Consider the following 26758-nt stretch of genomic DNA (forward strand, 5'->3'; position numbering starts at 1 on the left):
TGGCCGACGGCGGCACTGACCCAGGCACTGCAGCGGTTCGCCCACCAGAGGGTCACGTCGGTGCCGGCCGGCGGGCACCGACGTGGCGATGGTTCAGCCGGGGAGGCGCCCGTACGCCCGCAGGGTCAGCAGCGCCTCCAGCGTCACCATCGGGCGGCACTCGAGCGCCGTCCCCGGTGCCCACGCCCGCCAGTTGACGGGCCAGCCGCCGTCCTCCCCCTGGAGCGAGGCGAGATGGTCCAGCGCCCGGTCCATCTCCGCGTCGCTGAACCACTGACGGGCCAGCGAATCGGGCGCCGCCGCGAAGTGGTACGCCAGGTGGTGCTCGCCGGGGGCGTACCCCGGCGCCACCGGGACCTCCGCCGCCCGCTCCGGATCCAGCAGCACCAGATCCCGGTCCCGTACGAGCTTGCCCAGCCGCCGGGCCGCCGCGGCCGCCCGGGGGCGGTCCGGGGCACCGTCCAGGAAGGCCAGCGCCGCCTCGACCTCGTACGGATGGGTCTCCTCCAGGGACTCCACCGCCGCCCAGCAGTAGTCCGTGGCCCGGAACAGCCAGGCGTGCCAGACCTCGTTGCGGTGCAGCAGGCCCACCACCGGACCGGTGGAGAGCACGGCGCTCGGCGGATCGTCGACCACCGGGATCCAGGGCGCCGCCGGATACCCGCGCAGCGACGGGTGCAGCGCGGGCAGCGCGCCCTCCGGGGTCGAGATCCGTGTCAGATAGCGGCAGATCCGCTCCACCTGGCGGCCGTCGCAGCGCCCGATGCGGTGCAGCACCTTCAGGGCGTGCGCGGTGTGCAGCGGCTGGCTGACCGGGCCGCGCAGATCGGGCTCCAGCGCGTGCCCGTAGCCGTCGTCGTCATTGCGGTACGCGGCGAGCGCGGTCTGCACCGCGTCCGCGCCGCCGCCGAGGAAGTGGTACTCGAAGAGCCGCTGCTCCAGCACCCTGGCGGTCAGCCAGATGAAGCGCTCGGCGCGCGCCAGAGGGGTCGGGGGCGGGCTCACGTTTTCGGCCATGGCACGACCGTAGGGCCGAAACCCCCCGGTGGCACCGGCCCGGGACCGGCTGCCCTCCCAGGGCGGGATACTGAAGGCATGCGGTTGACGGTCTTCTGGCAGCGGATGGCGGATCACTTCGGTGTGGCGTACGCCGACTCCTTCGCGCGCGATCATGTGATGTCCGGCCTCGGCGGCCGGACCGTCCATCAGGCGCTGGACGCGGGATGGAGCGCCAAGGAGGTATGGCGGGTGGTCTGCGCGACGATGGATGTCCCCCACGACAAGCGGTGAGCCCGCGTTTCTGGGCGGAACCGGTGGATTTCCGGGGCAGGGCCGGGGCTGTCAGCGGCGTACGCGACACTGGCGGGGTGCCCGCGACAGATGAGATCACCAGCAACGACGACCCACGTCCCGACGACCGGCCCGGTGCGAGGATGCCGCGCTGGCTGCCGCGCGCCATGGTGCTCGCGCTCGCCCTGGTGGCCTGCTTCCAGCTCGCGACCTGGGGCTTCCATCAGCTGATCACGCTGCTGCTGAACATCCTGATCGCGTTCTTCCTGGCGCTGGCCGTCGAGCCGGCCGTCGACTGGATGGCGGCCCGCGGTGTGCGGCGCGGGGTGGCCACCGGCGCGGTCTTCCTCGGCATCCTTGTCGTCGCCGCCGGGTTCTTCGCGCTCCTCGGCTCCATGCTCGCCGGCCAGATCGCCAAGATGGTGGAGGAGTTCCCGCAGTATCTGGACTCCGTCATCAGCTGGCTGAACACCACGTTCCACTCCCACCTCTCGCGCGTCGAGGTGCAGAACAACCTCCTCAGGTCCGACTGGCTGCAGAAGTACGTCCAGGACAGCGCGAACAACGTCCTCGCGGTCTCCGCTCAGGTGCTGGGAAGCCTGTTCAACCTCCTGTCGGTGGCGCTGTTCTCGTTCTACTTCGCCGCCGACGGCCCCCGGCTGCGCCGCGCGCTGTGCTCCGTCCTGCCGCCGCGGCGCCAGACGGAGGTGCTGCGTGCCTGGGAGATCGCGGTCGCCAAGACCGGCGGCTATCTCTACTCGCGCGGGCTGATGGCGCTGATCTCCGGTGTCGCCCACTACGTCCTGCTGGAGATCCTGGGCGTGCCGTACGCCCCGGCCCTGGGCGTGTGGGTCGGCCTGGTCTCGCAGTTCATACCGACCATCGGCACCTATATGGCGGGCGCGCTGCCCATCCTGATCGCGTTCACGGTCGACCCCTGGTACGCGGTGTGGGTGTTCGGCTTCGTCGTGATCTACCAGCAGTTCGAGAACTACCTCCTCCAGCCGCGGATCACCGCCAGGACCGTGGACATCCACCCGGCCGTCGCCTTCGGCTCGGTCGTCGCGGGCACGGCCCTGCTGGGCGCGGTCGGCGCCCTGATCGCCATTCCGGCAACCGCGACACTGCAGGCGTTCCTGGGCGCCTACGTCAAGCGCTACGAGGTCACCGACGACCCCCGCGTCCACGGCAGGACCCGCCGGATACGCGGCGCCAGGGTCCTTGCCCGCGTCCGCCGCACGCTCCACGAGCCACGGCCGCCGGCCCCGCTCAGGGACCGCGGGGCGGGCACGGACGGCGGGGACGATCCGGGCGAGCGGGGCACGGCCGATGAGCGGCGCACGGCCGACGAGCGGGGCGGGCCGGCCGAGGGCTGAGCGGCGGCGGGCGGGGCGGCCGCGGCCGGCCGCCGGGCCCGCAGCGCCGCCCCGCCGGCTGACCCTCGGCGTCGCAATCCACGAGCCGTTCGGCCACCTCATCGGGCAGGATGCTCCGATGCACCATGTCCTGTGCGGGCTCGCCGCCAATCCGGCCCTGCCGTCCGAGCTGGTCGACCGGCTGATCAAGATCGCGGACGCCGACCTCGCCGAGATACTCGCCGGTCGTGCGGACCTCGGTCATACGCAGGCGGTTGCGCTGGCTGCGCGCGGTGCGGAGACAGCGGTGCAGCTTGCCCATGAGGGCAAGCTGACCGTCGCCGACATCGATCCGGTGGTACAGCCGCGCGCCGCGCTCGCCCTGCTCGAGGAGCGCGCCGGCAGCCCGGAGTGGGCACGCCTCCTCGCCGCGGATCCGGTCGTCGGGCACCGGGAGAAACTGGCCGCCTGCCCCGCCCTTCCGCCTGATGTCGTGGAGACGCTCGCCGCCGACCCGGAGGTACGGGTCGTCGCCGAGCTCGCGCTGTGGACGACGCCGGAGACGGCGGCCCGGCTCGCGCGGCACCCGCATGCGGAAGTCCGTAGCGCGGTGGCGGCAAATGGGACGACGCCACCGGACGTACTGGCGATGCTGATCACCGGTGACGGGCTGCCGCCGGTACAGCGGTGCCTGGTCTGCGACCGCGAGGCGACGCCCTTCGTGCATGATCCGCACTGCCCGCGGCTCGACTGTGATCTGCCGCCGGGTGCCGCGTGCGACGGCACCCACCAGTCCACCGTTCACGAGCTGCACCTGCGGGCGCTGCGCAACCCGGCCACGCCCACCGAGGCTGTCGTCGGCTTTGCCAACCACCCCTCGATGCTGCTGCGCCGGCAGCTCGCCGTCCGCCCCGACCTGCCGCCGCAGATCTGTGAACGGCTCGCCGGTGATCCTTCCCCCGGTGTCCGGGCCGATCTCGCCGGGAATCCCGTGATCGACGAGGCGCTGATGCGCGTGCTGGCCACGGATCGCGGCCCTGAGGTGCAACGCAGCCTCGCGCTCAATCCCCTTGTGCCGCTCGACGTACTCGCCTGCCTGGCCGGTGTCGCCAAGATCGGCGCGACCCTTCTGCCCCGGATCGCCGCGGCCTCTCCTGCCGAGGTCAGGGAGCTGGCCGGGTCGCCGCATCCGGCTGTGCGGATGCTCCTGGCCGAACGGCGCGATCTGCCGGCCGGGATCCGCGACGCGCTGGCCGCCGACCCCGACGCGAAGGTGGTCAAGTCCATCGCGCGGCACCCGGGCCTGTCCGAAGCCCAGCTGCGCGCCATGGCCGACCGGCACGGAGCCCGGGTCGTCGCCAAGGTGGCGGCCAACCCGGACGCGTCGCCGGCACTGCTGGAGCACCTGGCGCGGCACGAACCACCGGTGCAACGGGCATTCCGCGAGGTGGCCCGGCACCCCAGGGCGACGCCCCTGTCGCTGCTCGCCTGCTTGGCGGACAAGAAGGCGAGGCGCACGGCCGCCGGACACCCGGCCCTGCCGCCGCAGGTCGTGGTCGACCTGCTCGCCGACGACGACTGTGAGGTGGTGGAAGCGGCGGCCGCCAACCCGTCACTGCCGCGTGCCGTGATGTCGGAGCTGGTGCCCTGACCGGGCAGAGGGCGTCCGTCCAGGGGATACGCCCAGAACTGTGACCGAGCGCTCCGGTTGGCCACAGTGGTGCCGGTGCACATCCACACCGCTCGCCCGTCCCAGGAGAACCCCAGGGGCACCTGGGTGTTCGCGCCTGGGCCGCTCGGCCTGGCCGGCTGAAGCGCTCGGTCGCAGGAACGGCTCCCCGGCGCGGGGCGGCGCGCTTGACACAAAATTCGAACATCCATTCATATAGGGGCTCCAGCCCAGTGTTCCGGCAGCTTTCCGCGGAGTTATCCACAGGCTGGAGCCGGGTCCGGGCGCATTGTCAGTGGCAGGCGTTAGCGTCATGGACGTGAAGCGATCGACTCAAGCAAATCGGGTGGAACCCATGGCAGGCACTGACCGCGAGAAGGCGCTGGACGCCGCGCTCGCACAGATTGAACGGCAATTCGGCAAGGGCGCCGTGATGCGCATGGGGGAGCGGCCGAACGAACCCATCGAGGTCATCCCCACCGGGTCGACCGCGCTCGACGTAGCGCTCGGTGTCGGCGGCATCCCCCGCGGCCGCGTCGTCGAGGTCTACGGCCCGGAGTCCTCCGGTAAGACGACCCTGACCCTGCACGCCGTCGCGAACGCCCAGAAGGCCGGCGGCTCCGTCGCGTTCATCGACGCCGAGCACGCGCTCGACCCCGAGTACGCCAAGAAGCTCGGCGTGGACACGGACGCCCTGATCCTGTCCCAGCCGGACAACGGCGAGCAGGCGCTGGAAATCGTGGACATGCTGGTGCGCTCCGGCGCGCTCGACCTCATCGTGATCGACTCCGTCGCCGCCCTGGTGCCGCGGGCCGAGATCGAGGGCGAGATGGGCGACTCCCACGTCGGCCTCCAGGCCCGGCTGATGAGCCAGGCCCTGCGCAAGATCACCAGCGCGCTGAACCAGTCCAAGACCACCGCGATCTTCATCAACCAGCTCCGCGAGAAGATCGGCGTGATGTTCGGCTCGCCGGAGACCACGACCGGTGGCCGCGCGCTGAAGTTCTACGCCTCGGTGCGTCTGGACATCCGCCGTATCGAGACCCTCAAGGACGGCACCGACGCGGTCGGCAACCGCACCCGCGTCAAGGTCGTCAAGAACAAGGTCTCCCCGCCCTTCAAGCAGGCGGAGTTCGACATCCTCTACGGCCAGGGCATCAGCCGCGAGGGCGGCCTGATCGACATGGGTGTGGAGCACGGCTTCATCCGCAAGTCCGGCGCTTGGTACACCTACGAGGGCGACCAGCTCGGCCAGGGCAAGGAGAACGCCCGTAACTTCCTCAAGGACAACCCGGATCTCGCCAATGAGATTGAGAAGAAGATCAAGGAGAAGCTCGGCATCGGCGTGAAGCCGCAGGACCCGGTGGCGGAGCCCGGTGCGGACGCCGCGGGCGCGGCGGCCGATGCCCCGGCCCCGGCTGCGGCACCCGCCGCCAAGGGCGCCAAGGGCTCCAAGGCCGCCGCGGCCAAGAGCTGATCCGTCATGACGCGGCGAACGGAATGGCCGGGCAGCGAGGACGACACCGCCGCTGCGGGCGACGCCGAGACCCGTCACGACGGCCTGGGCCGCAGGGGCCGTAAGGGCCGCAAGGACAGCGGTGGTTCCGCCTCGTCGAGGGCCGGGACGGAATCACCGCGTACGCCCGAGGAGCAGGCACGGGCGATATGCCTGCGCCTGCTCACCGGGAGCCCGCGTACCCGCAAGCAGCTCGGGGATGCCCTGCACCAGCGGGGCATCCCGGACGAGGTCGCGGAGGAGGTGCTGTCCCGCTTCGAGGACGTCGGTCTGATCGACGACGCGGCCTTCGCCGGTGCCTGGGTGGAGTCCCGCCACCACGGCCGCGGCCTGGCGCGCCGCGCCCTCGCCCGCGAGCTGCGCACCAAGGGGGTGGACTCCGCCCTGATCGATGAGGCCGTCGGCCGACTCGACTCCGCGCAGGAGGAGTCCACCGCCCGCGAGCTGGTCGACCGCAAACTCCGGGCGACCAGAGGCCTGGACCGCGACAAACGGCTGCGCCGCCTGGCCGGGATGCTGGCCCGTAAGGGCTACCCGGAAGGCCTCGCCCTCCGGGTGGTCCGCCGGGCCCTGGAAGAGGAGGGGGAGGACCCGGGGCTGCTGGACCAGCATCTGCCGGAGGTGTGACCGAAGAGGGATACGGCGGAGCCGCGGCCGCGACGTCAGGCCCCGCGGGCGACCGGCAGCCCCGCCGCCCGCCACGCCTGGAAGCCGCCGGTCAGATCGGTCGCACGGCGCAGTCCCAACTGCCGCAGGGAGACCGCCGCGAGGCTGGACGCATAGCCCTCGTTGCAGATCACCACGACCGGAAGAGCACGGAGATCGTGAAGTGCCGCCTCGGGGGCCCGGTGGTCGCCGGTCGGATCGAGGCGCCATTCGAGCTCGTTGCGTTCCACGATCAGCGCGCCGGGGACGGTGCCGTCGCGCTCCCGCAGGGCCGCGTACCGGATGTCCACCAGCAGCCCGCCCGCCTCCTGGACCGCGGCGGCCTCCCGGGGTCCCACCCGCCGCAGCTCGCCGCGGGCCCGCGCAAGCAGCTCGTCGACGGCGCTCACTGCCACTCCTCCGGACGCTCGACCTCTTCGAGCCGCAGCACCGGCCCGGTGCGGCTGTAACGCCGCATCAGGGGGAGCGGCGGGTAGTAGGCGTGCACCGAGACCGCATGGGTGTCCGCGGACAGATTGAGCACCTGATGGACATGGTGCGGGCCGAAGGACCGGCCGCGGCCGTCGCTGAGCCTGCGCTCGCGGTCCACGCCGTCGGCGAGTTCCAGGGTTTTCCAGCCCTCGGTGGGCAGTTGGGCGGCGAGCGACTGTTCCGTCAGCTCACCCGCGGCCGCCGCGAAGGCGCCCCGCGAGCCGCCGTGGTCGTGCCAGCCGGTGCCGGTGCCGGGCGGCCAGCCGATCAGCCAGGCCTCGCTGCCGCCCGGCCCGTCCAGCCGGATCCAGGTACGGCCTTCGGGGTCGAGGGGGAGGGCGGCGATGAGTGCGGCGTCTGCGGCGGTGCGGCGGGCGAAGTCGAGGAGCTGCGCGGCGCTGGGGCCGCGGTCATGGTCTGCGCCGTCGCCGCTGGTATCCGGGCGCGCAGGGGCGTGTACGTCGGGCACGGGAACCGTCCTGAGTGATCGCGAAGAGGCGCGGCCACCGGTACGGAGCGCGGGGCCGCGCGGGAGAGGAGCTGCGGATCAAACGGACGGACGACACATGCAGCCCGCATAGCGGACCAGGTCCAGATGGACCCTCCGCCAGAATCGCGAGCCGTGATCAGTCACCTTCGGAGTGAAGCACGGGCGCTCCCACAGGGTCAACCGCCGGACCGGTGTCCACGGCCTCGCCCGCCCCGGCCCCCGCCTCCCCGGCCGCGCGCTCTCGCCCGTACGCCCCGCCGCCGCGTACCGCATCCGCGCAGGCGGACAGCTCGGCCGGGCGGACGCCGGCCAGCGCCGTGACCAGGTGGCCATCGGGCCGTACGACCAGGACGGTGTGCGCGGCGGCGCCCGGATAGGCCTCGGTCACCAGGATCTCGGCGCTCATCGGCAGCGCCTCGACCGCGCCGGCGAGCTGCGGCATCAGGCCCGCCGACCGCCAGTGCCGCCGGTCCCAGACGCCGGTGCCCGGCGCCACCAGGACCACCAGGAGGCCGTGCCCCAGGCGGTCCCGCAGCCGCACCGGCGAACCGTCGCCGGCGGTCACCGGAACATCGCAGACCGGCGAACCGGGGCGGGTGCCGACCGCCACCGTGCCCGCCTGCCCGGCGGCCGGTGCGAGCGGGGAACGGGGATGGGCGGGCGGTGCCCCCAGCGGGCCGCGGCCCAGATGGCCGTCCGTCAGCAGCGCGCTCTGTCCGCGCGCCGCCCCCGGCAGTACGGTCCGCCAGCGCACCGCACCGCCGTCCCGCAGCAGCGGCAGCGCCTGGTCCGCGGCGCGCAGCCGGGCCGCGACGGCACCCCGGCGCTCGGCCTGATAGCTGTCCAGCAGCGTCTCGGAGGCCCCCTGGTGCCAGGCCAGGGCCAGCTTCCAGGCGAGGTTCTCGGCGTCCCGCAGCCCCTCGTCCAGCCCCTGGGTGCCGAGCGCGCCCAGCAGATGCGCGGCGTCCCCGGCGAGGAACGCCCGGCCCTGCCGCCAGTCCCGGGCCAGCCGGTGATGGACGGTGTGCACACCGGTGTCGAGGAGTTCGTACGGGGGGACCGGCCGGTCGGCGCCGCGCCCGCCCTCGCCCCCCGCCTCCGCCGCCCAGCCCGCCAGGGAGTCGCGGATCCGGGTCACCAGGGCGTCGGGGGTGACCAGATCGCGGCCGGGCGGCAGCAGCCAGTCCAGCCGCCAGACACCGTCGGGCAGCGGACGGGCCGATACTTCGAGGGCGGGGCCGCCGGGGCCGCCGCCGGGCCGGGCCGGCGAGCGGTGCAGCAGCGCCTCGCCGGGCCAGGGCAACTCGGCGCGCAGCGCGGCGACGGCATGCCGCTCCACGGCGGTGCGGCCCGGGAAGCGGATCCCCAGCAGCTTGCGGACGGTCGAGCGCGGCCCGTCGCAGCCGACCAGGTAACTCCCGCGCCACCACGTCCCGTTGGAGCCGCGGGTGTGCGCGCCGATGCCGTGTTCGTCCTGCTCCAGTTCGGCCAGCCGGCTGCCGGTGACGATCCGGGCGAGCTCCTCCCCGGCGAGCACGGTGCGCAGCGCGCTGGTGAGGGAGTGCTGGGGGAGGTGCACCGGGGAGGCGAGGGCGGCGGGCGACGCGTCGTCCGGGATCCGCGGGGCGAAGGTGACCCGCTCCAGCAGCCGGCGCCGGCGTACCGTGCGCCAGGCCGTCCACCGGGTGCCCGCGCTCTCGAGGGTTTCGGCGCAGCCGAGCCGGCCCACAAAGGCCGCGGTGTCCTGACGGAGTACGGCGGTGCGGGCGGGGCGGGTGTCGTCCTGGCCCGCGCTCTCGTCCAGGACGATGACGGGAACGCCGCGGCGGGCGAGCGAGAGGGCGAGGCAGAGGCCGACCGGGCCGGCCCCGACGACGATCACCGGGTCCACGGCGTGGCTCCCTGGCCCTCGTGGTGCTGACGGAACGTGGGAGAACTGGCGGTGGGAGCCGGGTGCGTGATCACACAGAGTATGCAACCCACTGCGACGGCCCGCGTCAAGTGACGGAGGCGGCGACCCGCTTCCGCGGTCGCCGCCTCCGTACCGTCCGCGCACCCGCTGCCGGGGCCCGGTGGTGTCGTGCCGTCAGTTCGTCGTGCCGGCCGCCCCTTCGGTGGCCACCGCGTCGACGTCCACCGCCGCCACCGCACCGGCCGTGCCCGCGTCGCCGGCCTCGGTCACCGGGATGCCGGTCTTGGCCCGGCGGCCACGGCGCTCGATCCAGTTGGCGAGGGACGAGAGGGCCAGGCACATGGCGATGTAGATCGCACCGATGACGATGATGACCTGGACGTAGGGGTTTTCGCCGTCGACCGTGACGTTGCCGGCCAGCAGCTGTGCCTTGTAGAGCAGTTCCTCGAAGGTGATGACATAGCCCAGGGAGGTGTCCTTGAGGGTCACCACCAGCTGGCTGATGATCGTCGGCAGCATGGCCCGGACCGCCTGCGGGATCAGCACCGTCGTCATGACCTGTGTCTTGCTCATCCCCAGCGCATAAGCGGCCTCGCGCTGCCCCTTCGGGACGGAGAGGATGCCTGCTCGCAGCACCTCGGCCTGCACCGAACCGTTGTAGATCGTCAGACCGACGACCAGCGCCCAGAACTGCGGCTCGCCGTCCCCCAGACCAAGTGCCGCCCGGTTGTTGAGAAGGGCCACCCAGATCGCAAAAATGGTGATCAGCAGGGGGATGGAGCGGAAGAGCTCGATGAACCCGGTCGCCACCCAGCGGACGGGCCGGTGGTCCGACAGCCGTGCCACGGCGAGGAGCACGCCCAGGATCAGCGAGAGCACCGCGGCGATCGCGAAGACCTCGAGGGTGGCCAGCACACCGTCGACGATGCTGTTGCGCACCCCCGCGTAGTTGAAGATGTCCCAGCGCGCCGGGTCGAAATCGCTGTTGCTGTTCAGCCGCAGCACGATGAACCCGACCAGCGCGACCACCGCGAGTGTGCCGATGACGCTGTAGATGCGGTTGCGCACCTTCGCCTTCGGCCCTGGTACGTCGTAAAGAACGCCGGCGCCACTCATGCCACGACCTCGCTTCGTTCCGCCCCGCCCACGCGCGGCACCTCCGTCATGCGGTTCCCGCTGCCGTGTCCGTTCATCGCGCGACCCCCATCCGGCGCTCCAGCAGCCGGAAGAAGCCGCTGATGGCGAAGGTGATGACCAGATAGGCGAGGGCCACCCACAGGAAGATCGCGGCGATCGCGTATCCCTTTTCGCCGAGGAACTTGGCGTAGCCGCCGAACAGCTCGTTGACGCTGAAGGCGCCCGCGACGGCGGAGTTCTTCGTCAGCGCGATGAAAATGCTGCTGAGCGGTGGCAGCACGGTGCGGGTGGCCTGCGGCAGCACGATCAGACGCAGCGTCTGGATGAAGGTCAGGCCGATGCTGCGCGCGGCCTCCGCCTGGCCGACCGGCACGGTGCTGATACCGGACCGTACGGCCTCGCACACGAACGACGAGGTGTAGAAGCCGAGCGACAGCATGCCCAGCACGAACGGGCTGGCGCCCTTGAAGAGGATCTCCGGTACGACGAAGAACGCGATCAGGAAGAGCAGCGTCAGCGGGGTGTTGCGCAGCAGCGTGACCCAGGCCGTACCGAAAGCGCGCAGCGGCGGAATCGGAGAGACCCGGAAGCCGGCTATGAGCACGCCGAGCACCAGCGCGATGACCGCGCTGACGGCGGTGATCGCCAGCGTTCCGAGGAACGCGTCCCGGAACTCGGGCAGATAATCGAGGAGTACGTTCATGGGGTCTCCGCGGTAGCGGTCGGGTCGACGGCGGTCAGGGACGGGTCGGCGGCGAGGCGGCCGGATGACGGCGCGCCCCGTACGCCCGCCGCGGCGGGCGTACGGGGCGGCGCGGTCACCCGGTGGGCGTCAGTCGCGCGGCAGGGGCGTCTGCGGCGCGACGAACTTGGAGCCGGACTTGCCGAGCGTGCCTCGGTAGGCCTTCTCGTAGTCCTTGTTCTGGATGTGGTGCTCCAGCGCCTTGGTGATCGCCTCACGCAGGGCCTTGTCGTTCTTGTCCAGGCCGACGCCGTAGGGCTCCTTGGTGAACGGGTTGTCGACCACCCGGAGCTTCGTGGGACGCTGGGCGGCGAAACCCTTGAGGATCGCGTCGTCGGTGGTGACCGCGTCGACCCCGCCGTTGAGGAGCTGGGTCACACACAGGGAGTACCTGTTCAGCTCCATGGTCTCCTTGGCGCCGTACTTGGCCTTCTTGATTTCCTGGAGCGGGGTCGAGCCCTTGATGGAGCAGACCTTCTTGCCCTTGAGGCTGTCCGGGCCGGTGATGGACTTTTCGTCCTTGCGGACGAGGAGGTCCGCGCCGGCCGTGTAGTACGGACCTGCGAAACCGACCAGCCTCTTGCGCTCGTTGTTGATCGTGTACGTACCGACGAAGAAGTCGACGTCGTGACCGCTGATCTTGTTCTCACGGGCGTTGGAGTCGACCGTGGCGAACTTGATCTGCTTCGTGGAGAAGCCCAGGTCGGCCGCGACCATCTTGGCGATCTCGATGTCGAAGCCGGAGTACTTCTTCGTCGAGGGGTCCTGGAAGCCAAGGAACGGCTGGTCGGCCTTGACGCCGATGGTGATCGTCCCCTTCTTCTGCGCCGCCTTCAGCACCGGGGAGTCGACCTTGACGCTCTTGGCGGGCGTGTAGTCGTGGCTGTAGACATCGGTGCCGGCCGACTTGTCCCCCGCCGAGCCCGACTTGCCGCCACACGCCGTAGCCGTCGCCGCCAGCGCGAGCACCACCGCACCTGCCGCAGCCGTCTTACGCATCCTCATGGTGAACATCCTTTGGTTCAGCAAATGTTGGCAAACATGGTGGCCCAACTGAGGCCTCAGTGATGAAGGATCTTCGACAGGAAGTCCTTCGCCCGGTCGCTGCGCGGGTTGTTGAAGAACTGGTTCGGCTCGGCCTCTTCGATGATCTTGCCGTCCGCCATGAAGACCACGCGGTTCGCCGCGGAGCGCGCGAAGCCCATCTCATGCGTGACCACGACCATCGTCATGCCGTCCCGGGCGAGCTGCTGCATGACCTCCAGCACCTCGTTGATCATCTCCGGGTCCAGCGCGGAGGTGGGCTCGTCGAACAGCATCACCTTCGGGTCCATGGCCAGCGCACGGGCGATCGCCACTCGCTGTTGCTGACCGCCGGACAGCTGCGCGGGGTACTTGTCGGCCTGGGTGCCGACGCCGACCCGGTCGAGCAGTTCGCGGGCCTTGTCGGCGGCGGCCTTGCGGTCCTTGCGGCGGACCTTGATCTGGCCCAGCATCACGTTCTCGAGCACCGTCTTGTGCGCGAAGAGGTTGAAGGACTGGAAGACCATGCCCACGTCGGCGCGCAGCCGCGCAAGCTCCCGCCCCTCCTGCGGCAACGGCTTGCCGTCGATGGTGATGCCGCCGGTGTCGACCGTCTCCAGGCGGTTGATGGTGCGGCAGAGCGTCGACTTGCCGGACCCGGAGGGCCCGATCACCACGACGACCTCGCCGCGGTGGATCGTCAGGTCGATGTCCTGGAGCACGTGCAGCGCGCCGAAGTGCTTGTTGACGTTGTCCAGCACGACCAGCGGGTCATCCGTCGGTGCGGGGCCCTCGGCGTTCTTGGTCACCGATACTTCGCTCATCGGCGTACAGCTCCGTCCTCCTCGGTTGGGAGGACAGTAATGACGGCCCGCGACCAGCGTCATTACATCTGAGGGAGAATTGAGCATAACGATCCGGCCGCATCGGGACACTCCGCGTGAACGGGACGTGACGGAAGGCAGGCCTCCGGTCGTACCGGCTGGGTAACGGATGGTGGCGCACGGGCGGCCCCCTCTTGACGCGCATGCCTCCTATCGCCGTAGATGCCCTGTGGCCTGTACGCACGTACCCGCCCGTACCCACGCACCGAAGGAGGAGGCCGGATGAGACTGCTGCTTGTCGAGGACGACGACCATGTCGCCGCGGCCCTGTCCGCGGTGCTGGCCAGGCACGGCCTCGAGGTCAGGCACGCCCGCAGCGGCGAGGAGGCGCTGCAGGCCCTGCTGCCCGATGACGCCGAGCCCTTCGCGGTGGTGCTGCTCGATCTCGGCCTGCCCGACCAGGACGGCTTCGAGGTGTGCGGCCGGATCCGCAAGATCAGCACCACCCCGGTGATCATGGTCACCGCGCGCTCCGACGTCCGCTCGCGGATCCACGGCCTCAACCTCGGCGCCGACGACTATGTCGTCAAGCCCTACGACACCGGCGAACTGCTCGCCCGTATCCACGCGGTGAGCCGGCGCAACGCCACCGGGAGCGGCGAGCAGCAGGCCGAGGAGTCCGCCGCCGAGGAGGCGCTGTACCTCGGCGCGGTCACCGTCGAACTCCCCACCCGCCAGGTGTCGGTGGACGGCGCCGCGGTGCCGCTCACCCGCAAGGAGTTCGATCTGCTGGCGCTGCTCGCCCAGCGCCCCGGGGTGGTCTTCCGCCGGGAGCAGATCATCAGCGAGGTGTGGCGCACGAGCTGGGAGGGGACCGGCCGGACGCTGGAGGTGCACATCGCCTCGCTGCGCGCCAAGCTGCGGATGCCCGCGCTGATCGAGACCGTACGGGGGGTGGGCTACCGGCTGGTGGTCCCGGCCCCCGGCACGCCCGCCTCCTCGGCGTCCTGAAACGCCGCCCCGGCACGTGCGCACCCGACTCCTCCCACTCCTCATCGTCCTCATGGCCGCGATGCTGCTCGCGCTCGGCTTCCCGCTCGCCGTGATCACCGCGGGCGTGGAACAGCAGAAGGTGGTCGTCGACCGGATCGACGACGCCGCGCGGTTCGCCGCGCTCGCCCAGTTCGTCACCGCCCGCCCCGACGCCGGAACCGCCACCAAGAGCCCCGAGGAGGACGAGCGCCGCGCCACCCTCGGCGTGGAGCTGGCCCGCTATTACGACCTCTACGGCATCCGTGCCGGCGTCTACTACCGCGACCGCACCCCGATGTGTGCGGCCCCCGCGGGCCTGCCGGTGCCGCAGAAGGGCGAGGGCGCCCAGGCCTTCAGCGAGGCGCTGGCCGGCCGCCGCAGCCATGACCCGCACCAGATCTGGCCCTGGGACGAGGACGGCCGCATCCCGGTCGCCTCACCGGTCATCCGCGACGGCGATGTCGTCGCCGTCGTCGTCACCGACTCGCCCACCGGGCCGATGCGCTCGCGCATCCTGCGCGGCTGGCTGGTGATCGCGGCCGGGGAGTGTGCGGCGATGCTCGTTGCCGTCGCCGCGGCCTTCCGGCTCACCGGCTGGGTGCTGCGGCCCGTACGGGTCCTGGACACCGCCAGCCACGACATCGCCACCGGCCGGATGAAGGCCCGCGTCGCCGCCACCGCCGGACCACCCGAACTGCGGCGGCTGGCCCGCTCGTTCAACGAGATGGCCGACCACGTCGAGGACGTCCTCGAGCAGCAGCGCGCCTTCGTCGCCGATGCCTCCCACCAGCTGCGCAACCCGCTCTCCGCCCTGCTGCTGCGCATCGAGCTGCTGGCCCTCGAACTCCCCGACGGCAACGAGGAGATCGCCGCGGTCCGCACCGAGGGCAAACGGCTGGCCCGCGTCCTGGACGACCTCCTCGACCTGGCCCTGGCCGAACACACCGCCGCCGACCTCCAGCTCACCGACATCGCCGCGCTGGCCGCCGAGCGTGTCGACTCCTGGCGCCCGCTGGCCGACGACAAGGGCGTCCGCCTCACCTACGAGGGCCACAACGCCGTCACCGGCTGGGCCGACCCCGTGGCGCTCTCCAGTGCCCTGGACGCCGTCGTCGACAACGCCCTGAAGTTCACCCCGCCCGACGAGCCGGTCGCGGTGGCCGTCGCCGCGGACGGCGAGCGCGTCACGATCACCGTCACCGACCGCGGCCCCGGCCTGACCGACGACGAACTCGCCCGGATCGGCGACCGCTTCTGGCGCAGCGGCCGCCACCAGAACGTCTCCGGCTCGGGCCTGGGCCTGTCGATCACCCGCGCGCTGCTCGCCGCGGGCGGCGCCGACATCGCCTTTGCCCCGCACCCGCCGCACGGGCTGAAGGTCACCGTCACCGTGCCGCGCACCGCACCGTGACCGGTGCCCCGGATGCCTGTGCTAGTCTTTCCGACGTTGCAGTTGTGGTACCCATGAACTTTGTGCGCGCCCGGTGGCTGGTAGCCCCGGGCGTTCCTTGTTTTCCGGACTTGTTCCGGTGTCCGGATCCGTTCCGGAGTGGGGCGATCATCTCGGCGACAGGGAGGCCGCGCAGTGTGGTCTCCGGTTTGCCCCATGAAGGAGAAAAACATGGCTACCGGCACCGTCAAGTGGTTCAACTCGGAAAAGGGCTTCGGCTTCATCGAGCAGGACGGCGGCGGCCCCGACGTCTTCGCCCACTACTCGAACATCCAGTCCCAGGGCTTCCGTGAGCTCCTCGAGGGCCAGAAGGTCAGCTTCGACGTGACCCAGGGCCCCAAGGGCCCGCAGGCGGAGAACATCGTCCCCGCCTGACGCACCCGCGTCGCACGGACAGGGCCCGCACCGGCCAGCCCGGTGCGGGCCCCGTCCCGTTTCCGTACGGGAGCCACTCGCCCCTGCGGACACCCCCACCCCCTCCCCTGAAGGGCTTTTCGTGACCCGAGCGACCGCACCGCGACCGAGCGCCGCCCCGAAGTCGTCCACCGCGATGTCTTCCGCCCCGCCCGCCGGCTCCTTCGACGAGCTGCCGCTGGCACCGGCCCTCCTCACCGCGCTGCGCGCGCAAGGTGTCACCACCCCGTTCCCCATCCAGGCCGCCACCCTGCCCGCGACGCTCGCGGGCCGCGATGTGCTCGGCCGCGGCCGCACCGGCTCCGGCAAGACGCTCGCCTTCGGGCTCGCGCTGCTCAGCCGCACGGCGGGCAAGCGCGCACAGAGCAAGCGCCCCCTCGCCCTGGTCCTGGTCCCCACCCGCGAACTCGCCGGCCAGGTCACCGACGCGCTCGCCCCGTACGCCAAGGCGCTGGGCCTGCGCACCGCCACCGTCGTCGGCGGCACCTCCATCAACCGCCAGGCCGACACGCTGCGCCGCGGCGCCGAGGTCCTCGTCGCCACCCCCGGCCGGCTGGCCGATCTGCTGGAACGCGGCGCCTGTGCGCTCGGTGACGTGGCCATCACCGTCCTCGACGAGGCCGACCAGATGACCGACATGGGCTTTCTGCCACAGGTCACCCGGCTGATGGAGAGGGTCGATCCGGACGGTCAGCGGATGCTGTTCTCCGCCACCCTCGACCGCAACGTCGACAAGCTCGTACGCCGCTTCCTGACCGACCCGGTCACCCACTCCGTGGACCCGTCGGCCGCGACCGTCACCACCATGGACCACCACGTCCTGTACGTGGCCGATGACGACAAGCGCGCCACCGCCACCGAGATCGCCGCCCGCGACGGCCGGGTGATCATGTTCGTGGACACCAAGCGCGGCGCCGATCGGCTCACCAAGCATCTGCTCGGCCAGGGCGTGCGCGCCGCGGCGCTGCACGGCGGCAAGTCCCAGCCGCAGCGCACCCGCACCCTGGAGCAGTTCCGCAGCGGCCAGGCCTCGGCGCTGATCGCCACCAACGTCGCCGCCCGCGGCATCCACATCGACGGCCTCGACCTCGTCGTCAACGTCGACCCGCCGACCGAGGCCAAGGACTACCTGCACCGTGGCGGCCGCACCGCCCGCGCCGGCGAGTCCGGCACCGTCGTCACCCTTGTCACGCCCGGCCAGCGCCGCGACATGACCCGCCTGATGCGCCAGGCGAAGATCACCCCGTCCACCGCCACGGTCCGCCCCGGCGACGACGGTCTGGCCAAGGTCACCGGCGCCCGCACCCCGTCCGGCTCCCCGGTCGTCATCGCCGCACCCGCCCCGGCAGCGGCGGCCGCTTCCCCCGGTGGCGGCAACCGGCGCCGCCGTCCCCGCCGTGGCCGGCCCGCCCGGCGCCCGTCCGCGGCCCCTAGATGAGTGAGTCCGAAGTCAACTAGGGCTTGACCGACGCGTAGTAGCGCCGGGCGCCCTGGTGCAGCACCAGCGGATCGGTGAACACCGCCGTCCGCAGATCCACCCGCTGCGCGGCGTGCACCTGGCGCCCGATCCAGTCCCGGCTGTTGATGACGGTCCGGGTCATGCCGAACGTCAGCGCGGCATCCTCCCGGTCCGTCGTCACCAGCAGATTCGCCACCGCGATCGTCTTCACCGCCTGCCCGTCCTGCACCGTGGGATACGCATCGGCGGGCATCACGGCGGCTCGGTAGTAGCGGGTGGGCTCGCCCTGCGCATGCAGGGCCTCGCTCAGATCGCCGAGCTGCACCAGCCGGACGGGGAACCGCTGCGCCAGGTGCTGCACCGCGGTGGTCGGCAGCCCGCCCGACCAGAAGAACGCGTCCAGCTTCCCCCGCTCCAGCAGCTTGGGCATCCGGTCGATGCCCACCCGTACCGGCGTGATGTCCCTCTTGAAGTCCAGCCCCGCCGCCTTCAGCAGCCGCCGGGTGATCAGCTGGACGCCGGACCCGTCCGACCCGACCCCCACCCGCAGCCGCCGCAGCCCCTTGGTCGAGCGGACCGCAGACTTCTTCGGCACCACCAGCTGCATGTAGTCGTCGTACAGCCGCGCGCAGGCCCGCAGCCGGTCCGCACCCGGCTCGCCACGGGTCCGGTACGTCGACACCGCGTCCGCCGTCGCAATGGTGAACTCCGCACGCCCGCTGACCAGTTGGCGCAGATTGTCGATCGACCCCTCGCTGCGCGCCAGCCGCAGATCCACATCCGGCATGTCGTGGGCCAGATCCTGCTTCAGCAGCTCGCCGTAGCGTGCGTACACCCCCGTCGGCAGCCCGGTGGCCAGCGTCACCCGGCCGCCCGGTGCCCGCTCGCCGCCCATCGACAACAGCCACCACGCAGCCAGCGCGAGCACGGCCAGCGCCGCGACCGCCATCCGGAGTGCCCGGCGGCCGCCTATTCGGGGGAGTGCTGTGCCCATGGGCGGGATCCTGCCAGCCGCGGGGCTCCGGCGGGAGGGGCGGATACCCAACCGTGCCCTTGGGGCCCTCAGGAGAGGGCCTGGCGCAGCACGCGCAGAAGGGCCCTGGCCGCGGGACCCGAGGGCCCGCCGGTCCGCCAGACCAGCGCGATCCGGCCACGTGGCCGGGGCCGCCCGGTGAGCGGCAGCGTCCGCAGCCCGTACGCCCGCGCATCATCGGCCGGCAGCTCCGGCACCACGGCCACCCCCAGGCCCCGCGCGGCGAGCTGCGCCAGCAGATGCGGTGACGCCGCCTCGAAGGCGATACGGGGCCGGAATCCCGCCGCCGCGCAGATGCGCTCGAGCACCGCGCGCAGACCGGTGCCGCGCGGCAGGCTGATCAGCGGACGGTCGCGGAGCGCGGCCGGCGCGACGCCCCTGCGGCCCGGCTGCGCAAGGAGCACATCGCCCGGCGCGACGGCGGCGACCAGCGGCACGTCCAGCACGATCTGGGCCGAGATACCCGGCGGCGGCTCGTCCGCCAGCCCGATCAGCGCGATGTCGAGCTCCCCGCCGCGCAGCGCCGCCAGCATCCGCTCGGAGTTGTCCTCGGTGAGGGCCATCTCGACTTCGGGATGGGCGTCATGGAAATCGGCCAGCAAGGACGCCACGTCGAACGCGTCGGCGGCGCCCCCGGAGACCACCCCGAGCGCGACCCGCCCCCGCAGCAGCCCGCTGAACTCGTCCACCGTCTGCCGCACCCCCTCGACCGCGGCCAGCGCCGCCCGCGCATACGGCAGCACGGCCTCGCCCACCTCCGTCGGCGTCACCGACCCACCGGACCGGTCCAGCAGCGGCTGCCCCAGCTCCCGCTCCAGCTGCCGGATCTGGGCGCTCACCCCGGGCTGCGCCAGATGCAGACGGGCCGCGGCGCGGGTGAAATGGGCCTCCTCCACCACGGTGACGAAGTACAGCAGCTGCCGAAGTTCCATGACCGGGAAGTCTAGGTCCCCCAGAACTTCTGGTTATGGGGACTAGAAGATCCATCTCTTGGACTTATGGCGGCCCTCCCGACAGCCTTGACGAAGGGCCTTGATCAACGGCCGGAAGGGGACCGCCCATGCACACCGCCATCGACCTCAAAGCCGCCATCGCGGCCGAACGCCGTGAGGTGGCAGACTTGCTCGACGCCCTGCCGCCCGACGCCTGGGACGCATCCTCCCTGTGCGCGGGATGGCGGGTACGCGAGGTCGCGGCCCATATGTCGATGGGCTTCCGCTACGCGTTCCCCCAGCAGGCGCGCGAACTCCTCAAGGCGCGCGGCAACCTCCACCGGATGACCGACCGTCTCGCCCGCAAGGACGCCGCCGCTTCCTCGACGCGCGAACTCGCCGCCTTCCTCCGGGACAACGCCGACCACCCCTGGAAGCCGCCGGTCGGCGGACTCGCGCTGGCGCTGGGCCACGACGTGATCCACGGCCTGGACATCGCCACCGCCCTCGGCCTCGACCGCCGCGTTCCCGAAGACCGCCTGCGCGCCGTCCTGGCCACGGTCGCCCCACGCTCCGCCAAGTTCTTCGGCGCCGACCTCACCGGTATCGCCCTGCACGCCGACGACCTCGACTGGTCCTTCGGCACCGGCACCCCCGTGTACGGCGCCGCCCAGGACCTGGTCCTGGTCCCCTTCGGCCGCACACTGCCGCCGGGACGCCTGTGGGGGGAGGGGAGCGGGCGGTTCACCGCCGCCTGAGCGCCCGGTCGGGCCGTCGCGGCATCCGGGTGCCTTACCGGCCGCCGCCACGTCCCCCTCGTTTCGTCTCCCGCGCCCGGCGGAACACCTCTCACATCTCTCACCTCACCTCACCCCGCTCCCGGTCCGCCGCGTCGCGTTCCTGGTGCAGCGGCCGGGAGCCCGGGATGTCGTCGAAGGGAGCGGTGGCGATGGAGCGCACCACATGCTGCGTGGTGGGCGGCGGCCCTGCCGGAATGGTGCTCGGCCTGTTGCTGGCGCGGGCGGGCGTGGCGGTCACGGTCCTGGAGAAACACGGGGACTTCCTGCGCGACTTCCGTGGCGACACCGTGCACCCTTCCACGCTGGCGCTGCTGGACGAGCTGGGGCTGAGCGAGCGGTTCGCCCGGCTGCCGCAGCGGCGGGTGACGTCGGTTCAGCTGCCGCTCGGCCCGGACGGCTCGCTGGTCACCGTCGGGGACATCGCCGCGTTGCGGGGTACGTACAACTACATCGCGATGGTGCCGCAGTGGGACCTCCTGGACCTCCTGGTGGACGAAGCCCGGCGGGAGCCGTCCTTCTCCGTGCGGATGAACACCGAGGCGACCTCCTTCCTGATCACGCACGGCCGCGTCACCGGGGTGAGCTACCGCACCGCCGACGGCCGTACCGGCGCACTGCGGGCCACTCTCACGGTGGCCTGCGACGGCCGGGGCTCGCTGGCCCGGTCGCTGCCCGGACTCGGACTGCGCACCTTCGCCTGCCCTATGGACGCCTGGTGGTTCCGGCTGCCGCGGCGCGACGGCGACCCGCGCGGGCTGGTGGGCGGCGTCGGCGACCGGCTCCTCGCCGCCATGATCGACCGGGGGGACTACTGGCAGTGCGCCGCGCTGATCCCCAAGGGAACCGACCCGCAGCGCCGCGCCGCCGGCCTCGGGCCGTTCATGGTCAACTATGCGGCCGCCGCCCCCTGGCTCGCGGACCGGGTGCACGCGCTGAGCTCCTGGGACGAGGTCAAGCTGCTCGACGTACGGCTCGACCGCCTGCGGCGCTGGCACTGCCCGGGGCTGCTGTGCATCGGCGATGCGGCGCATGCGATGTCACCGGTCTTCGGCATCGGCATCAACCTCGCCGTCGAGGACGCGGTGGCCGCCGCCCGGCATCTGGTCGGGCCCCTGCGCGCGGGCGCGGTCGGTCTGCGGGACGTACGCGCCGTCCAGCGTCGCCGGTGGCCGACGGCGGCACTGACCCAGGCACTGCAGCGGTTCGCCCACCAGAGGGTCATTGCACCCGTACTGGCGGGGGAGGCGCCCTTCGGCAATCCCCGGCGGGCCAAGCGGATGGCCGAACTGCTCACCACTTCGCGGTGGCTCAACCGGCTGCCGGCGTATTTCCTCGCCTACGGCGCCGTACGCGAACGCCCGCCGGCCGCGTCGGTGCGGTGATCGGCCGTCCGGCCCGGTGCGTACGTACCCGGAGCGTGGGTGCCGTCACTGCCCTCGTTACGTGACGGAGGTGCCGCGCACTCTGGCGGCGACCCCGTCGAGCACACATGCCAGGCCGAACTCGAATTGTTCCTCCGGCGCGGCGTCCTCGGCCTCGACCACCCGGCGGGCGAACTGCGGGTACCGGCCGCTCTCGATCACCTCGCGTAGGTAGGGGCCGACGCCGGCCCGCCACTCGTCCTCGGTCAGGCCGGACCGGCGCTGTGCCTGGAGTTCGGCGAGCTCCTGGGTGACCGCGCCGAAGACGTACGCCATGACCGTGTCGACGACGCCGGTGGCCAGGGTGATGTCCGGGGTGAGGGCGGCCGCCGCGGTGAGCGCGATGTCGTACCGGCGCAGGGAGTTCGCGCCGAGCGCCGGGCGGCCGGTGAGCTCGGAGCCGAGCCATGGGTGGCGAAGCAGCGTGGCGCGCACATCCCGGGCGACGCCCGTGAGATCGGTCCGCCAGTCGCCGGACAGCGGCGGCGGTCCGCCTTCGCCGTGGATGTCGTCGATCATCAGATCCAGCAGCTCGTCCCGGCTGTCCACATAGCGGTAGAGCGAGGCGGTGCCGGAGTCGAGGTCGGCGGCCACCCGGCGCATCGACAGCGCGGACAGCCCTTCCGAGTCGGCGATCACGATGGCCGCCTGCACGATCCGCTCCACGCTCGGAGCCTGGCGCCGCGGGGCGCGCCGCTCCTTCTTCCACACCAGGGCCGCCGGGGCCGTCCCCTTCTCCGTATCGGCCATCACGTGTCTCCTCGTCCGGTCCTGCCGGTCCTGCCGGTCCTGTGTCCGTGCGTCTGTCCGTCGCGCCGTCGCGGTCCCTTGCGAACAGCGTACCGCAATGGCTACGGTGTAGCCACATTGCGAACGCCGTAGCCACAGCGTGGAGATGACGCGCTGGACGCGGCAGACAACGGGGGAGTTGCCGTGCAAGAGACCCGAGTTCCCGTCCTGATCGCCGGCGGCGGCACGGTCGGCCTGTCCGCCGCCCTGTTCCTGGCCCACCACGGCGTCGCGTCCTTCGTCGCGGAGAGCCAGGCCGGGCCGTCCGTCCATCCTCGGGCCACCGGCCTCGGCCCGCGGACCGTGGAATTTCTGCGCGAGGTCGGAATCGAGGCGGCGGTCGACGCCGTGGCCGTCGACATGTCCGCCGGCAGCCTCGGCAAGATCTCCGCCACGACGCTCGCCGCGGCCGACCTGTCCGGCGCGGCCGGGACGACACCCGTTCCCCCGCAGCGCGGGCCCCGGGCGGCCGCGCCGGTCAGCCCGGCCGCACTGCGCGGCACCTGTCCGCAGAACCGCCTCGACTCCGTGCTGCTGCCGGCCGCGCGCGACCGCGGCGCGACCGTCCGCCACTCGACCCGCCTGGTGTCCTTCGAGCAGGACGACGACGGCGTCACCGCGGTCCTCGACGCCCGCACGGGCCCCGACGGGGAGAGCCGCCGCCAGGCCGTCCGGGCGGACTACCTGGTGGCCGCCGACGGCGCGCGCAGCGGGGTGCGCACCGCGCTCGGCATCGGTACGTCCGGCCCGGGGGAGCTGGGCGGCCACCACGTCAACATCCTGTTCCGGGCCGACCTCGGTGCGTACACGCAGGGGCGGCCGTTCGCCGTCTGCAACATCACCGGCACCGATGCGCCCGGCATGCTGGTGACCGTCGACGGCGAGAAGGACTGGATCTTCCACTCCCCGTACGACCCGGGCGCGGGCCAGTCGGCCGAGGACTTCACCCCGGAACGCTGCCGTGCGCTGGTCCGCGCGGCGATCGGCGCCCCGGACCTCGCGGTGGAGGTGCTCAGCACCATGCCGTGGCGCCCGCGGGGCCTGCTTGCCGACCGGTTCCGCGACGGGCGGGTGTTCCTGATCGGCGACGCGGCGCACGCGGTCCCGCCCGTGGGAGGGTTCGGCCTGAACACCGGCATGGCCGACGCACACAACCTGGCCTGGAAGCTGGCCGCCGTACTCCGCGGCCAGGCCGGTCCGGCGCTGCTCGACAGCTATCAGGCCGAACGCCGCCCCGTGGGGGCGCTGGCGCTGGAGCAGTCCCTGTTGCGGCTGTCCGATCCCCGGCTGCACTGGGACGGCAGCCTCCAGGCACCGGCTCTGCGCGCCGCGGCCGGTGCCGTCAACGCGCCGGTGGTCCACCTGGGATACCGCTACGACTCCGACGCGGTGATCGACCCGCAACCGGAAATGCCCTCCCGCGAGAGAGTCGAACGCAACCTGGACGGCGCCCCCGGCTCCCGTCTCCCGCACCTCTGGGTCGAGCAGGACGGCCTGGGGGTACTCCCCCGGCTACCGCTGGGGGCACCCCCACCCAGCGGCAGCCGGGGGAGGGTCTCCACGCTCGACCTGGTCGGGTCCCGATTCGCTCTTCTGACCGGCTCCGGCGGCGACCCGTGGATCCGGGCGTCACGGGAGGCGGCGGACCGGCTCGGAGTGGAACTCATCGCGCACAAGATCGCCCCCGGGGCCGGCGTGAGCGATCCGGAAGGACGCTGGCCGGCGATCGCCGGCCTCGCCGAGGACGGCGCGCTGCTGGTGCGTCCCGATCAGTTCGTCGCCTGGCGGACCGCCACCCTCTCCGACCACCCGGCCGAGGACCTGCTACGCGTCCTGACCCGGCTGCTCGGCTGCGCATCGCGGTGACGGCGGCGGAAGCCTCGGCCTGACGCCCGGCGTCGCCCGGACCGGATCGCGGCTGCCAGGACGAGTGCTTCCCCGGCGTCCCCTTAACCTTGAAGGATGACCAGCAGCAGCGACCGGAGCCATGACGTGCGTTCTCCCAAGACCTACTCGATCCGCACCTACGGGTGCCAGATGAACGTCCATGACTCCGAGCGGTTGTCGGGTCTCCTGGAGGACGCCGGGTACGTCCGGGCGGCCAAGGATGCCGACGGCGCCGATGTGGTGGTCTTCAACACCTGCGCGGTGCGGGAGAACGCCGACAACCGGCTCTACGGGAACCTCGGGCAGCTCGCGCCCCAGAAGACGGCCCGGCCCGGCATGCAGATCGCGGTCGGCGGGTGTCTGGCGCAGAAGGACCGGGACACCATCGTCAAGAAGGCCCCTTGGGTCGATGTGGTCTTCGGGACGCACAACATCGGCAAGCTGCCGGTCCTCCTGGAGCGGGCCCGTGTCCAGGAGGAGGCACAGGTCGAGATCGCCGAGTCGCTGGAGGCGTTCCCCTCGACGCTGCCGACGCGGCGCGAGAGCGCGTACGCGGCCTGGGTCTCGATCTCCGTGGGCTGCAACAACACCTGCACCTTCTGTATCGTCCCGGCGCTGCGCGGCAAGGAGAAGGACCGCCGCCCCGGCGACATCCTCGCCGAGGTCGAGGCGCTGGTCGCCGAGGGCGTCAGCGAGATCACTCTGCTCGGCCAGAACGTCAATGCGTACGGCTCGGACATCGGTGACCGCGAGGCCTTCAGCAAGCTGCTGCGGGCCTGCGGGAAGATCGAGGGGCTGGAGCGGGTCCGCTTCACCTCGCCGCACCCGCGTGACTTCACCGACGACGTCATCGCCGCCATGGCCCAGACGCCGAACGTCATGCCGCAGCTGCACATGCCGCTGCAGTCCGGTTCCGACCGCGTCCTGAAGGCCATGCGCCGCTCGTACCGCCAGGAGCGCTTCCTCGGCATCATCGAGAAGGTGCGCGCCGCGATGCCGGACGCCGCCATCTCGACGGACATCATCGTCGGCTTCCCGGGCGAGACCGAGGAGGACTTCGAGCAGACGCTGCACACCGTCCGCGAGTCCCGCTTCGCGCAGGCCTTCACCTTCCAGTACTCCAAGCGGCCCGGCACGCCGGCCGCCGACATGGCGGACCAGATCCCCAAGGCGGTCGTCCAGGAGCGCTACGAGCGCCTGGTCGCCCTCCAGGAGGAGATCTCCTGGGAGGAGAACAAGAAGCAGGTCGGGCGCACCCTCGAGGTCATGGTCGCCGAGGGCGAGGGGCGGAAGGACGATGCGACGCGGCGGCTGTCCGGCCGCGCCCCCGACAACCGCCTGGTCCACTTCACCCGCCCCGACGAAACGGTCCGCCCCGGCGACATGGTGACCGTCGACATCACCTACGCCGCCCCGCACCACCTCTTGGCCGAAGGCCCCGTCCAGGCCGTACGGCGCACCCGGGCCGGCGACGCCTGGGAGAAGCGCAACGCCGCCCCGGCCGAGAAGCCCAAGGGCGTCCTGCTGGGCCTGCCGACGATCGGCGCGCCGGCGCCCGCCCCGGCTCCGGCGGCGGGCTGCGGCTGCGACTGAGCCGCGTCCACCGGGCCACGCCGGCCGAGGCCGCGTGCCCGAGGCCGTGCGCCCACCGGGGCGCCCGGCCGAAACGGCGGCCACGGCGCGGCGCCCCACATCCGGGGCGTTACGCTGCGTGCCATGCTCGTAGCCGCCGCCATCTGCCCCTGTCCGCCGCTCCTCGTCCCGGAGGTCGCGGCCGGTGCCGCGCCCGAGCTGGACGCGCTGCGGACCGCCTGTGTCGACGCGGTCGGGGTGCTGGCCGCCGCCCGCCCGGACCGGCTGGTCGTGCTCGGCCCGGCCGAACAGGCGGGGCGCGGCCCGCACCCGCAGGGCGCCGTCGGTTCGTTCCGCGGCTTCGGGGTGGAGCTCGAGGTGCCGCTGGGCGCCGCGGACGAGGCGCCCGAGCGGGAACTCCCGCTGTCCCTGGCCGTCGGCGCCTGGCTGCTGTCCCGCGCGGACTGGGACGACGCCCCCGTGGAGGGCCTGGGCGTGGGGGAACCGCTGGCCCGCGACCGCTGCCTTCCGGTGGGCCGCGAGATCGCCGCCTCCGCGCCCCGCGTCGCGCTCCTGGTGATGGGCGACGGCAGCGCCCGCCGCACCGTGAAGGCGCCGGGCTATTTCGATGAGCGGGCCGAGGGGTTCGACGCCGCGGCTGCCCGCGCCCTGGGCGCCGCCGACACCGCCGCGCTGACGGCCCTCGACGAGGAACTCGCCTTCGACCTCATGGCGTCCGGCCGCGCCTGCTGGCAGGTCCTGGCGGGCGCCGCCCAGGGCGCGCGCCTGCACGGTGAACTGCTCCGCGAGGAAGCGCCGTACGGGGTCGGCTACTTCGTGGCGACCTGGACCTAGACGGGTGGGTCCGCAGTCC

At 72.3% G+C, this 26758-nt stretch carries 27 protein-coding genes; 14 read left to right on the forward strand and 13 right to left on the reverse strand.

Features of this window, described 5'->3' with window-relative positions:
- Positions 1-93: 93 nt before the first annotated feature.
- The gene (locus AB0D04_RS35690; RefSeq protein WP_362711556.1) at positions 94-1017 is read right to left on the reverse strand and encodes a hypothetical protein; all 924 of its coding nucleotides are present in this window, start codon (positions 1015-1017) and stop codon (positions 94-96) included.
- A 78-nt stretch (positions 1018-1095) separates the two neighbouring features.
- Between AB0D04_RS35690 and AB0D04_RS35695 the strand changes: the two genes are divergently transcribed.
- From AB0D04_RS35695 to recX, 5 genes are all read left to right on the forward strand, one after another.
- Positions 1096-1290: a DUF3046 domain-containing protein gene (locus tag AB0D04_RS35695; protein WP_362711557.1), complete on the forward strand. Its 195-nt coding sequence runs from the start codon at positions 1096-1098 to the stop codon at positions 1288-1290.
- Positions 1291-1367: 77 nt separating this feature from the next.
- Positions 1368-2666 carry an AI-2E family transporter gene (locus AB0D04_RS35700; RefSeq protein WP_362711558.1) on the forward strand — a complete coding sequence of 433 codons (1299 nt, stop codon included), beginning with the start codon at positions 1368-1370 and terminating at the stop codon, positions 2664-2666.
- Between the two features lie 118 nt (positions 2667-2784).
- Positions 2785-4296, forward strand: a complete 1512-nt coding sequence (locus AB0D04_RS35705) for a hypothetical protein (RefSeq protein WP_362711559.1) — start codon at positions 2785-2787, stop codon at positions 4294-4296.
- A 373-nt stretch (positions 4297-4669) separates the two neighbouring features.
- Entirely contained in the window at positions 4670-5791 is a 1122-nt protein-coding gene (gene recA, locus AB0D04_RS35710; RefSeq protein ID WP_362711560.1) for a recombinase RecA, read from the forward strand.
- Between the two features lie 6 nt (positions 5792-5797).
- Entirely contained in the window at positions 5798-6457 is a 660-nt protein-coding gene (gene recX, locus AB0D04_RS35715; protein ID WP_362711561.1) for a recombination regulator RecX, read from the forward strand.
- 35 nt (positions 6458-6492) lie between these two features.
- Here recX and AB0D04_RS35720 read toward each other — a convergent pair whose 3' ends face one another.
- From AB0D04_RS35720 to AB0D04_RS35760, 9 genes are all read right to left on the reverse strand, one after another.
- Positions 6493-6885 (reverse strand): rhodanese-like domain-containing protein, encoded by a 393-nt coding sequence (locus AB0D04_RS35720; protein WP_362711562.1) that lies wholly within the window; start codon positions 6883-6885, stop codon positions 6493-6495.
- Positions 6882-7436, reverse strand: coding sequence for a cysteine dioxygenase (locus tag AB0D04_RS35725; RefSeq protein WP_362711563.1), 555 nt, complete (start codon positions 7434-7436; stop codon positions 6882-6884). The genes AB0D04_RS35720 and AB0D04_RS35725 overlap by 4 nt, the downstream gene beginning before the upstream one ends.
- 78 nt (positions 7437-7514) lie before the next feature.
- Positions 7515-7601 carry a putative leader peptide gene (locus tag AB0D04_RS35730; protein WP_342671165.1) on the reverse strand — a complete coding sequence of 29 codons (87 nt, stop codon included), beginning with the start codon at positions 7599-7601 and terminating at the stop codon, positions 7515-7517.
- The gene (locus AB0D04_RS35735) at positions 7594-9348 is read right to left on the reverse strand and encodes an FAD-dependent monooxygenase (RefSeq protein WP_362711564.1); all 1755 of its coding nucleotides are present in this window, start codon (positions 9346-9348) and stop codon (positions 7594-7596) included. Before AB0D04_RS35735 ends, AB0D04_RS35730 begins: the two co-directional genes overlap by 8 nt.
- A 195-nt stretch (positions 9349-9543) precedes the next feature.
- Entirely contained in the window at positions 9544-10485 is a 942-nt protein-coding gene (locus AB0D04_RS35740) for an amino acid ABC transporter permease (RefSeq protein ID WP_362711565.1), read from the reverse strand.
- Between the two features lie 73 nt (positions 10486-10558).
- The gene (locus tag AB0D04_RS35745) at positions 10559-11209 is read right to left on the reverse strand and encodes an amino acid ABC transporter permease (protein WP_362711566.1); all 651 of its coding nucleotides are present in this window, start codon (positions 11207-11209) and stop codon (positions 10559-10561) included.
- Positions 11206-11328, reverse strand: coding sequence for a hypothetical protein (locus tag AB0D04_RS35750; RefSeq protein WP_362711567.1), 123 nt, complete (start codon positions 11326-11328; stop codon positions 11206-11208). Before AB0D04_RS35750 ends, AB0D04_RS35745 begins: the two co-directional genes overlap by 4 nt.
- A gap of 10 nt (positions 11329-11338) precedes the next feature.
- Complete coding sequence (locus tag AB0D04_RS35755) at positions 11339-12253, reverse strand: glutamate ABC transporter substrate-binding protein (protein WP_362711568.1); 915 nt, start codon at positions 12251-12253, stop codon at positions 11339-11341.
- A 56-nt stretch (positions 12254-12309) separates the two neighbouring features.
- Positions 12310-13095 (reverse strand): amino acid ABC transporter ATP-binding protein, encoded by a 786-nt coding sequence (locus AB0D04_RS35760; protein WP_362711569.1) that lies wholly within the window; start codon positions 13093-13095, stop codon positions 12310-12312.
- A gap of 282 nt (positions 13096-13377) precedes the next feature.
- Between AB0D04_RS35760 and AB0D04_RS35765 the strand changes: the two genes are divergently transcribed.
- The 4 genes from AB0D04_RS35765 (at position 13378) to AB0D04_RS35780 (ending at position 17429) form a co-directional block, all read left to right on the forward strand.
- Positions 13378-14106, forward strand: a complete 729-nt coding sequence (locus tag AB0D04_RS35765) for a response regulator transcription factor (RefSeq protein ID WP_362711570.1) — start codon at positions 13378-13380, stop codon at positions 14104-14106.
- 16 nt (positions 14107-14122) lie between these two features.
- Positions 14123-15538, forward strand: coding sequence for a HAMP domain-containing sensor histidine kinase (locus AB0D04_RS35770; protein WP_362711571.1), 1416 nt, complete (start codon positions 14123-14125; stop codon positions 15536-15538).
- 210 nt (positions 15539-15748) lie between these two features.
- On the forward strand, positions 15749-15952 hold the full coding sequence (locus AB0D04_RS35775) for a cold-shock protein (RefSeq protein ID WP_362711572.1): 204 nt from the start codon (positions 15749-15751) through the stop codon (positions 15950-15952).
- Positions 15953-16127: 175 nt separating this feature from the next.
- Positions 16128-17429 carry a DEAD/DEAH box helicase gene (locus AB0D04_RS35780; protein ID WP_362711581.1) on the forward strand — a complete coding sequence of 434 codons (1302 nt, stop codon included), beginning with the start codon at positions 16128-16130 and terminating at the stop codon, positions 17427-17429.
- Positions 17430-17445: 16 nt separating this feature from the next.
- Here AB0D04_RS35780 and AB0D04_RS35785 read toward each other — a convergent pair whose 3' ends face one another.
- Together AB0D04_RS35785 and AB0D04_RS35790 are read right to left on the reverse strand one after the other, a co-directional pair.
- Positions 17446-18444 (reverse strand): TAXI family TRAP transporter solute-binding subunit, encoded by a 999-nt coding sequence (locus tag AB0D04_RS35785; RefSeq protein ID WP_362711573.1) that lies wholly within the window; start codon positions 18442-18444, stop codon positions 17446-17448.
- Between the two features lie 68 nt (positions 18445-18512).
- Entirely contained in the window at positions 18513-19415 is a 903-nt protein-coding gene (locus AB0D04_RS35790) for a LysR family transcriptional regulator (protein ID WP_362711574.1), read from the reverse strand.
- Positions 19416-19543: 128 nt separating this feature from the next.
- Here AB0D04_RS35790 and AB0D04_RS35795 point away from each other — a divergent pair, with 128 nt between their 5' ends.
- Together AB0D04_RS35795 and AB0D04_RS35800 are read left to right on the forward strand one after the other, a co-directional pair.
- Positions 19544-20173: a maleylpyruvate isomerase family mycothiol-dependent enzyme gene (locus AB0D04_RS35795; RefSeq protein ID WP_362711575.1), complete on the forward strand. Its 630-nt coding sequence runs from the start codon at positions 19544-19546 to the stop codon at positions 20171-20173.
- Positions 20174-20340: 167 nt separating this feature from the next.
- A complete protein-coding gene (locus AB0D04_RS35800) occupies positions 20341-21597 on the forward strand; it encodes an FAD-dependent oxidoreductase (protein ID WP_362711576.1) in 1257 nt (418 codons plus the stop codon).
- A 57-nt stretch (positions 21598-21654) separates the two neighbouring features.
- Here the strand turns inward: AB0D04_RS35800 and AB0D04_RS35805 are convergent, their stop codons facing one another.
- Positions 21655-22386, reverse strand: a complete 732-nt coding sequence (locus tag AB0D04_RS35805; protein ID WP_362711577.1) for a TetR/AcrR family transcriptional regulator C-terminal domain-containing protein — start codon at positions 22384-22386, stop codon at positions 21655-21657.
- A gap of 183 nt (positions 22387-22569) precedes the next feature.
- Between AB0D04_RS35805 and AB0D04_RS35810 the strand changes: the two genes are divergently transcribed.
- The 3 genes from AB0D04_RS35810 to AB0D04_RS35820 all read left to right on the forward strand — a co-directional run bounded on the left by AB0D04_RS35810 (position 22570) and on the right by AB0D04_RS35820 (position 26739).
- Positions 22570-24291: an FAD-dependent monooxygenase gene (locus AB0D04_RS35810; RefSeq protein WP_362711578.1), complete on the forward strand. Its 1722-nt coding sequence runs from the start codon at positions 22570-22572 to the stop codon at positions 24289-24291.
- 96 nt (positions 24292-24387) lie between these two features.
- The gene (miaB, locus tag AB0D04_RS35815; protein WP_362711579.1) at positions 24388-25905 is read left to right on the forward strand and encodes a tRNA (N6-isopentenyl adenosine(37)-C2)-methylthiotransferase MiaB; all 1518 of its coding nucleotides are present in this window, start codon (positions 24388-24390) and stop codon (positions 25903-25905) included.
- Between the two features lie 123 nt (positions 25906-26028).
- A complete protein-coding gene (locus tag AB0D04_RS35820; RefSeq protein ID WP_362711580.1) occupies positions 26029-26739 on the forward strand; it encodes a class III extradiol dioxygenase subunit B-like domain-containing protein in 711 nt (236 codons plus the stop codon).
- Positions 26740-26758 lie beyond the last annotated feature (19 nt).

This window comes from Streptomyces sp. NPDC048483 (assembly GCF_040651455.1).
Lineage (GTDB): Bacteria > Actinomycetota > Actinomycetes > Streptomycetales > Streptomycetaceae > Streptomyces.

Bases quoted from the DNA above. Each gene is read 5' to 3' on its own strand.
- AB0D04_RS35775 (WP_362711572.1), top strand. From the start codon at position 15,749: ATGGCTACCGGCACCGTCAAGTGGTTCAACTCGGAAAAGGGCTTCGGC.
- recX (WP_362711561.1), top strand. From the start codon at position 5,798: ATGACGCGGCGAACGGAATGGCCGGGCAGCGAGGACGACACCGCCGCT.
- AB0D04_RS35760 (WP_362711569.1), bottom strand. From the start codon at position 13,095: ATGAGCGAAGTATCGGTGACCAAGAACGCCGAGGGCCCCGCACCGACG.
- AB0D04_RS35765 (WP_362711570.1), top strand. From the start codon at position 13,378: ATGAGACTGCTGCTTGTCGAGGACGACGACCATGTCGCCGCGGCCCTG.
- AB0D04_RS35800 (WP_362711576.1), top strand. From the start codon at position 20,341: ATGTCGTCGAAGGGAGCGGTGGCGATGGAGCGCACCACATGCTGCGTG.
- AB0D04_RS35790 (WP_362711574.1), bottom strand. From the start codon at position 19,415: ATGGAACTTCGGCAGCTGCTGTACTTCGTCACCGTGGTGGAGGAGGCC.
- AB0D04_RS35745 (WP_362711566.1), bottom strand. From the start codon at position 11,209: ATGAACGTACTCCTCGATTATCTGCCCGAGTTCCGGGACGCGTTCCTC.
- AB0D04_RS35820 (WP_362711580.1), top strand. From the start codon at position 26,029: ATGCTCGTAGCCGCCGCCATCTGCCCCTGTCCGCCGCTCCTCGTCCCG.
- AB0D04_RS35785 (WP_362711573.1), bottom strand. From the start codon at position 18,444: ATGGGCACAGCACTCCCCCGAATAGGCGGCCGCCGGGCACTCCGGATG.
- AB0D04_RS35780 (WP_362711581.1), top strand. From the start codon at position 16,128: ATGTCTTCCGCCCCGCCCGCCGGCTCCTTCGACGAGCTGCCGCTGGCA.
- AB0D04_RS35690 (WP_362711556.1), bottom strand. From the start codon at position 1,017: ATGGCCGAAAACGTGAGCCCGCCCCCGACCCCTCTGGCGCGCGCCGAG.
- recA (WP_362711560.1), top strand. From the start codon at position 4,670: ATGGCAGGCACTGACCGCGAGAAGGCGCTGGACGCCGCGCTCGCACAG.
- AB0D04_RS35695 (WP_362711557.1), top strand. From the start codon at position 1,096: ATGCGGTTGACGGTCTTCTGGCAGCGGATGGCGGATCACTTCGGTGTG.
- AB0D04_RS35805 (WP_362711577.1), bottom strand. From the start codon at position 22,386: ATGGCCGATACGGAGAAGGGGACGGCCCCGGCGGCCCTGGTGTGGAAG.
- miaB (WP_362711579.1), top strand. From the start codon at position 24,388: ATGACCAGCAGCAGCGACCGGAGCCATGACGTGCGTTCTCCCAAGACC.
- AB0D04_RS35795 (WP_362711575.1), top strand. From the start codon at position 19,544: ATGCACACCGCCATCGACCTCAAAGCCGCCATCGCGGCCGAACGCCGT.
- AB0D04_RS35755 (WP_362711568.1), bottom strand. From the start codon at position 12,253: ATGAGGATGCGTAAGACGGCTGCGGCAGGTGCGGTGGTGCTCGCGCTG.
- AB0D04_RS35705 (WP_362711559.1), top strand. From the start codon at position 2,785: ATGCACCATGTCCTGTGCGGGCTCGCCGCCAATCCGGCCCTGCCGTCC.
- AB0D04_RS35740 (WP_362711565.1), bottom strand. From the start codon at position 10,485: ATGAGTGGCGCCGGCGTTCTTTACGACGTACCAGGGCCGAAGGCGAAG.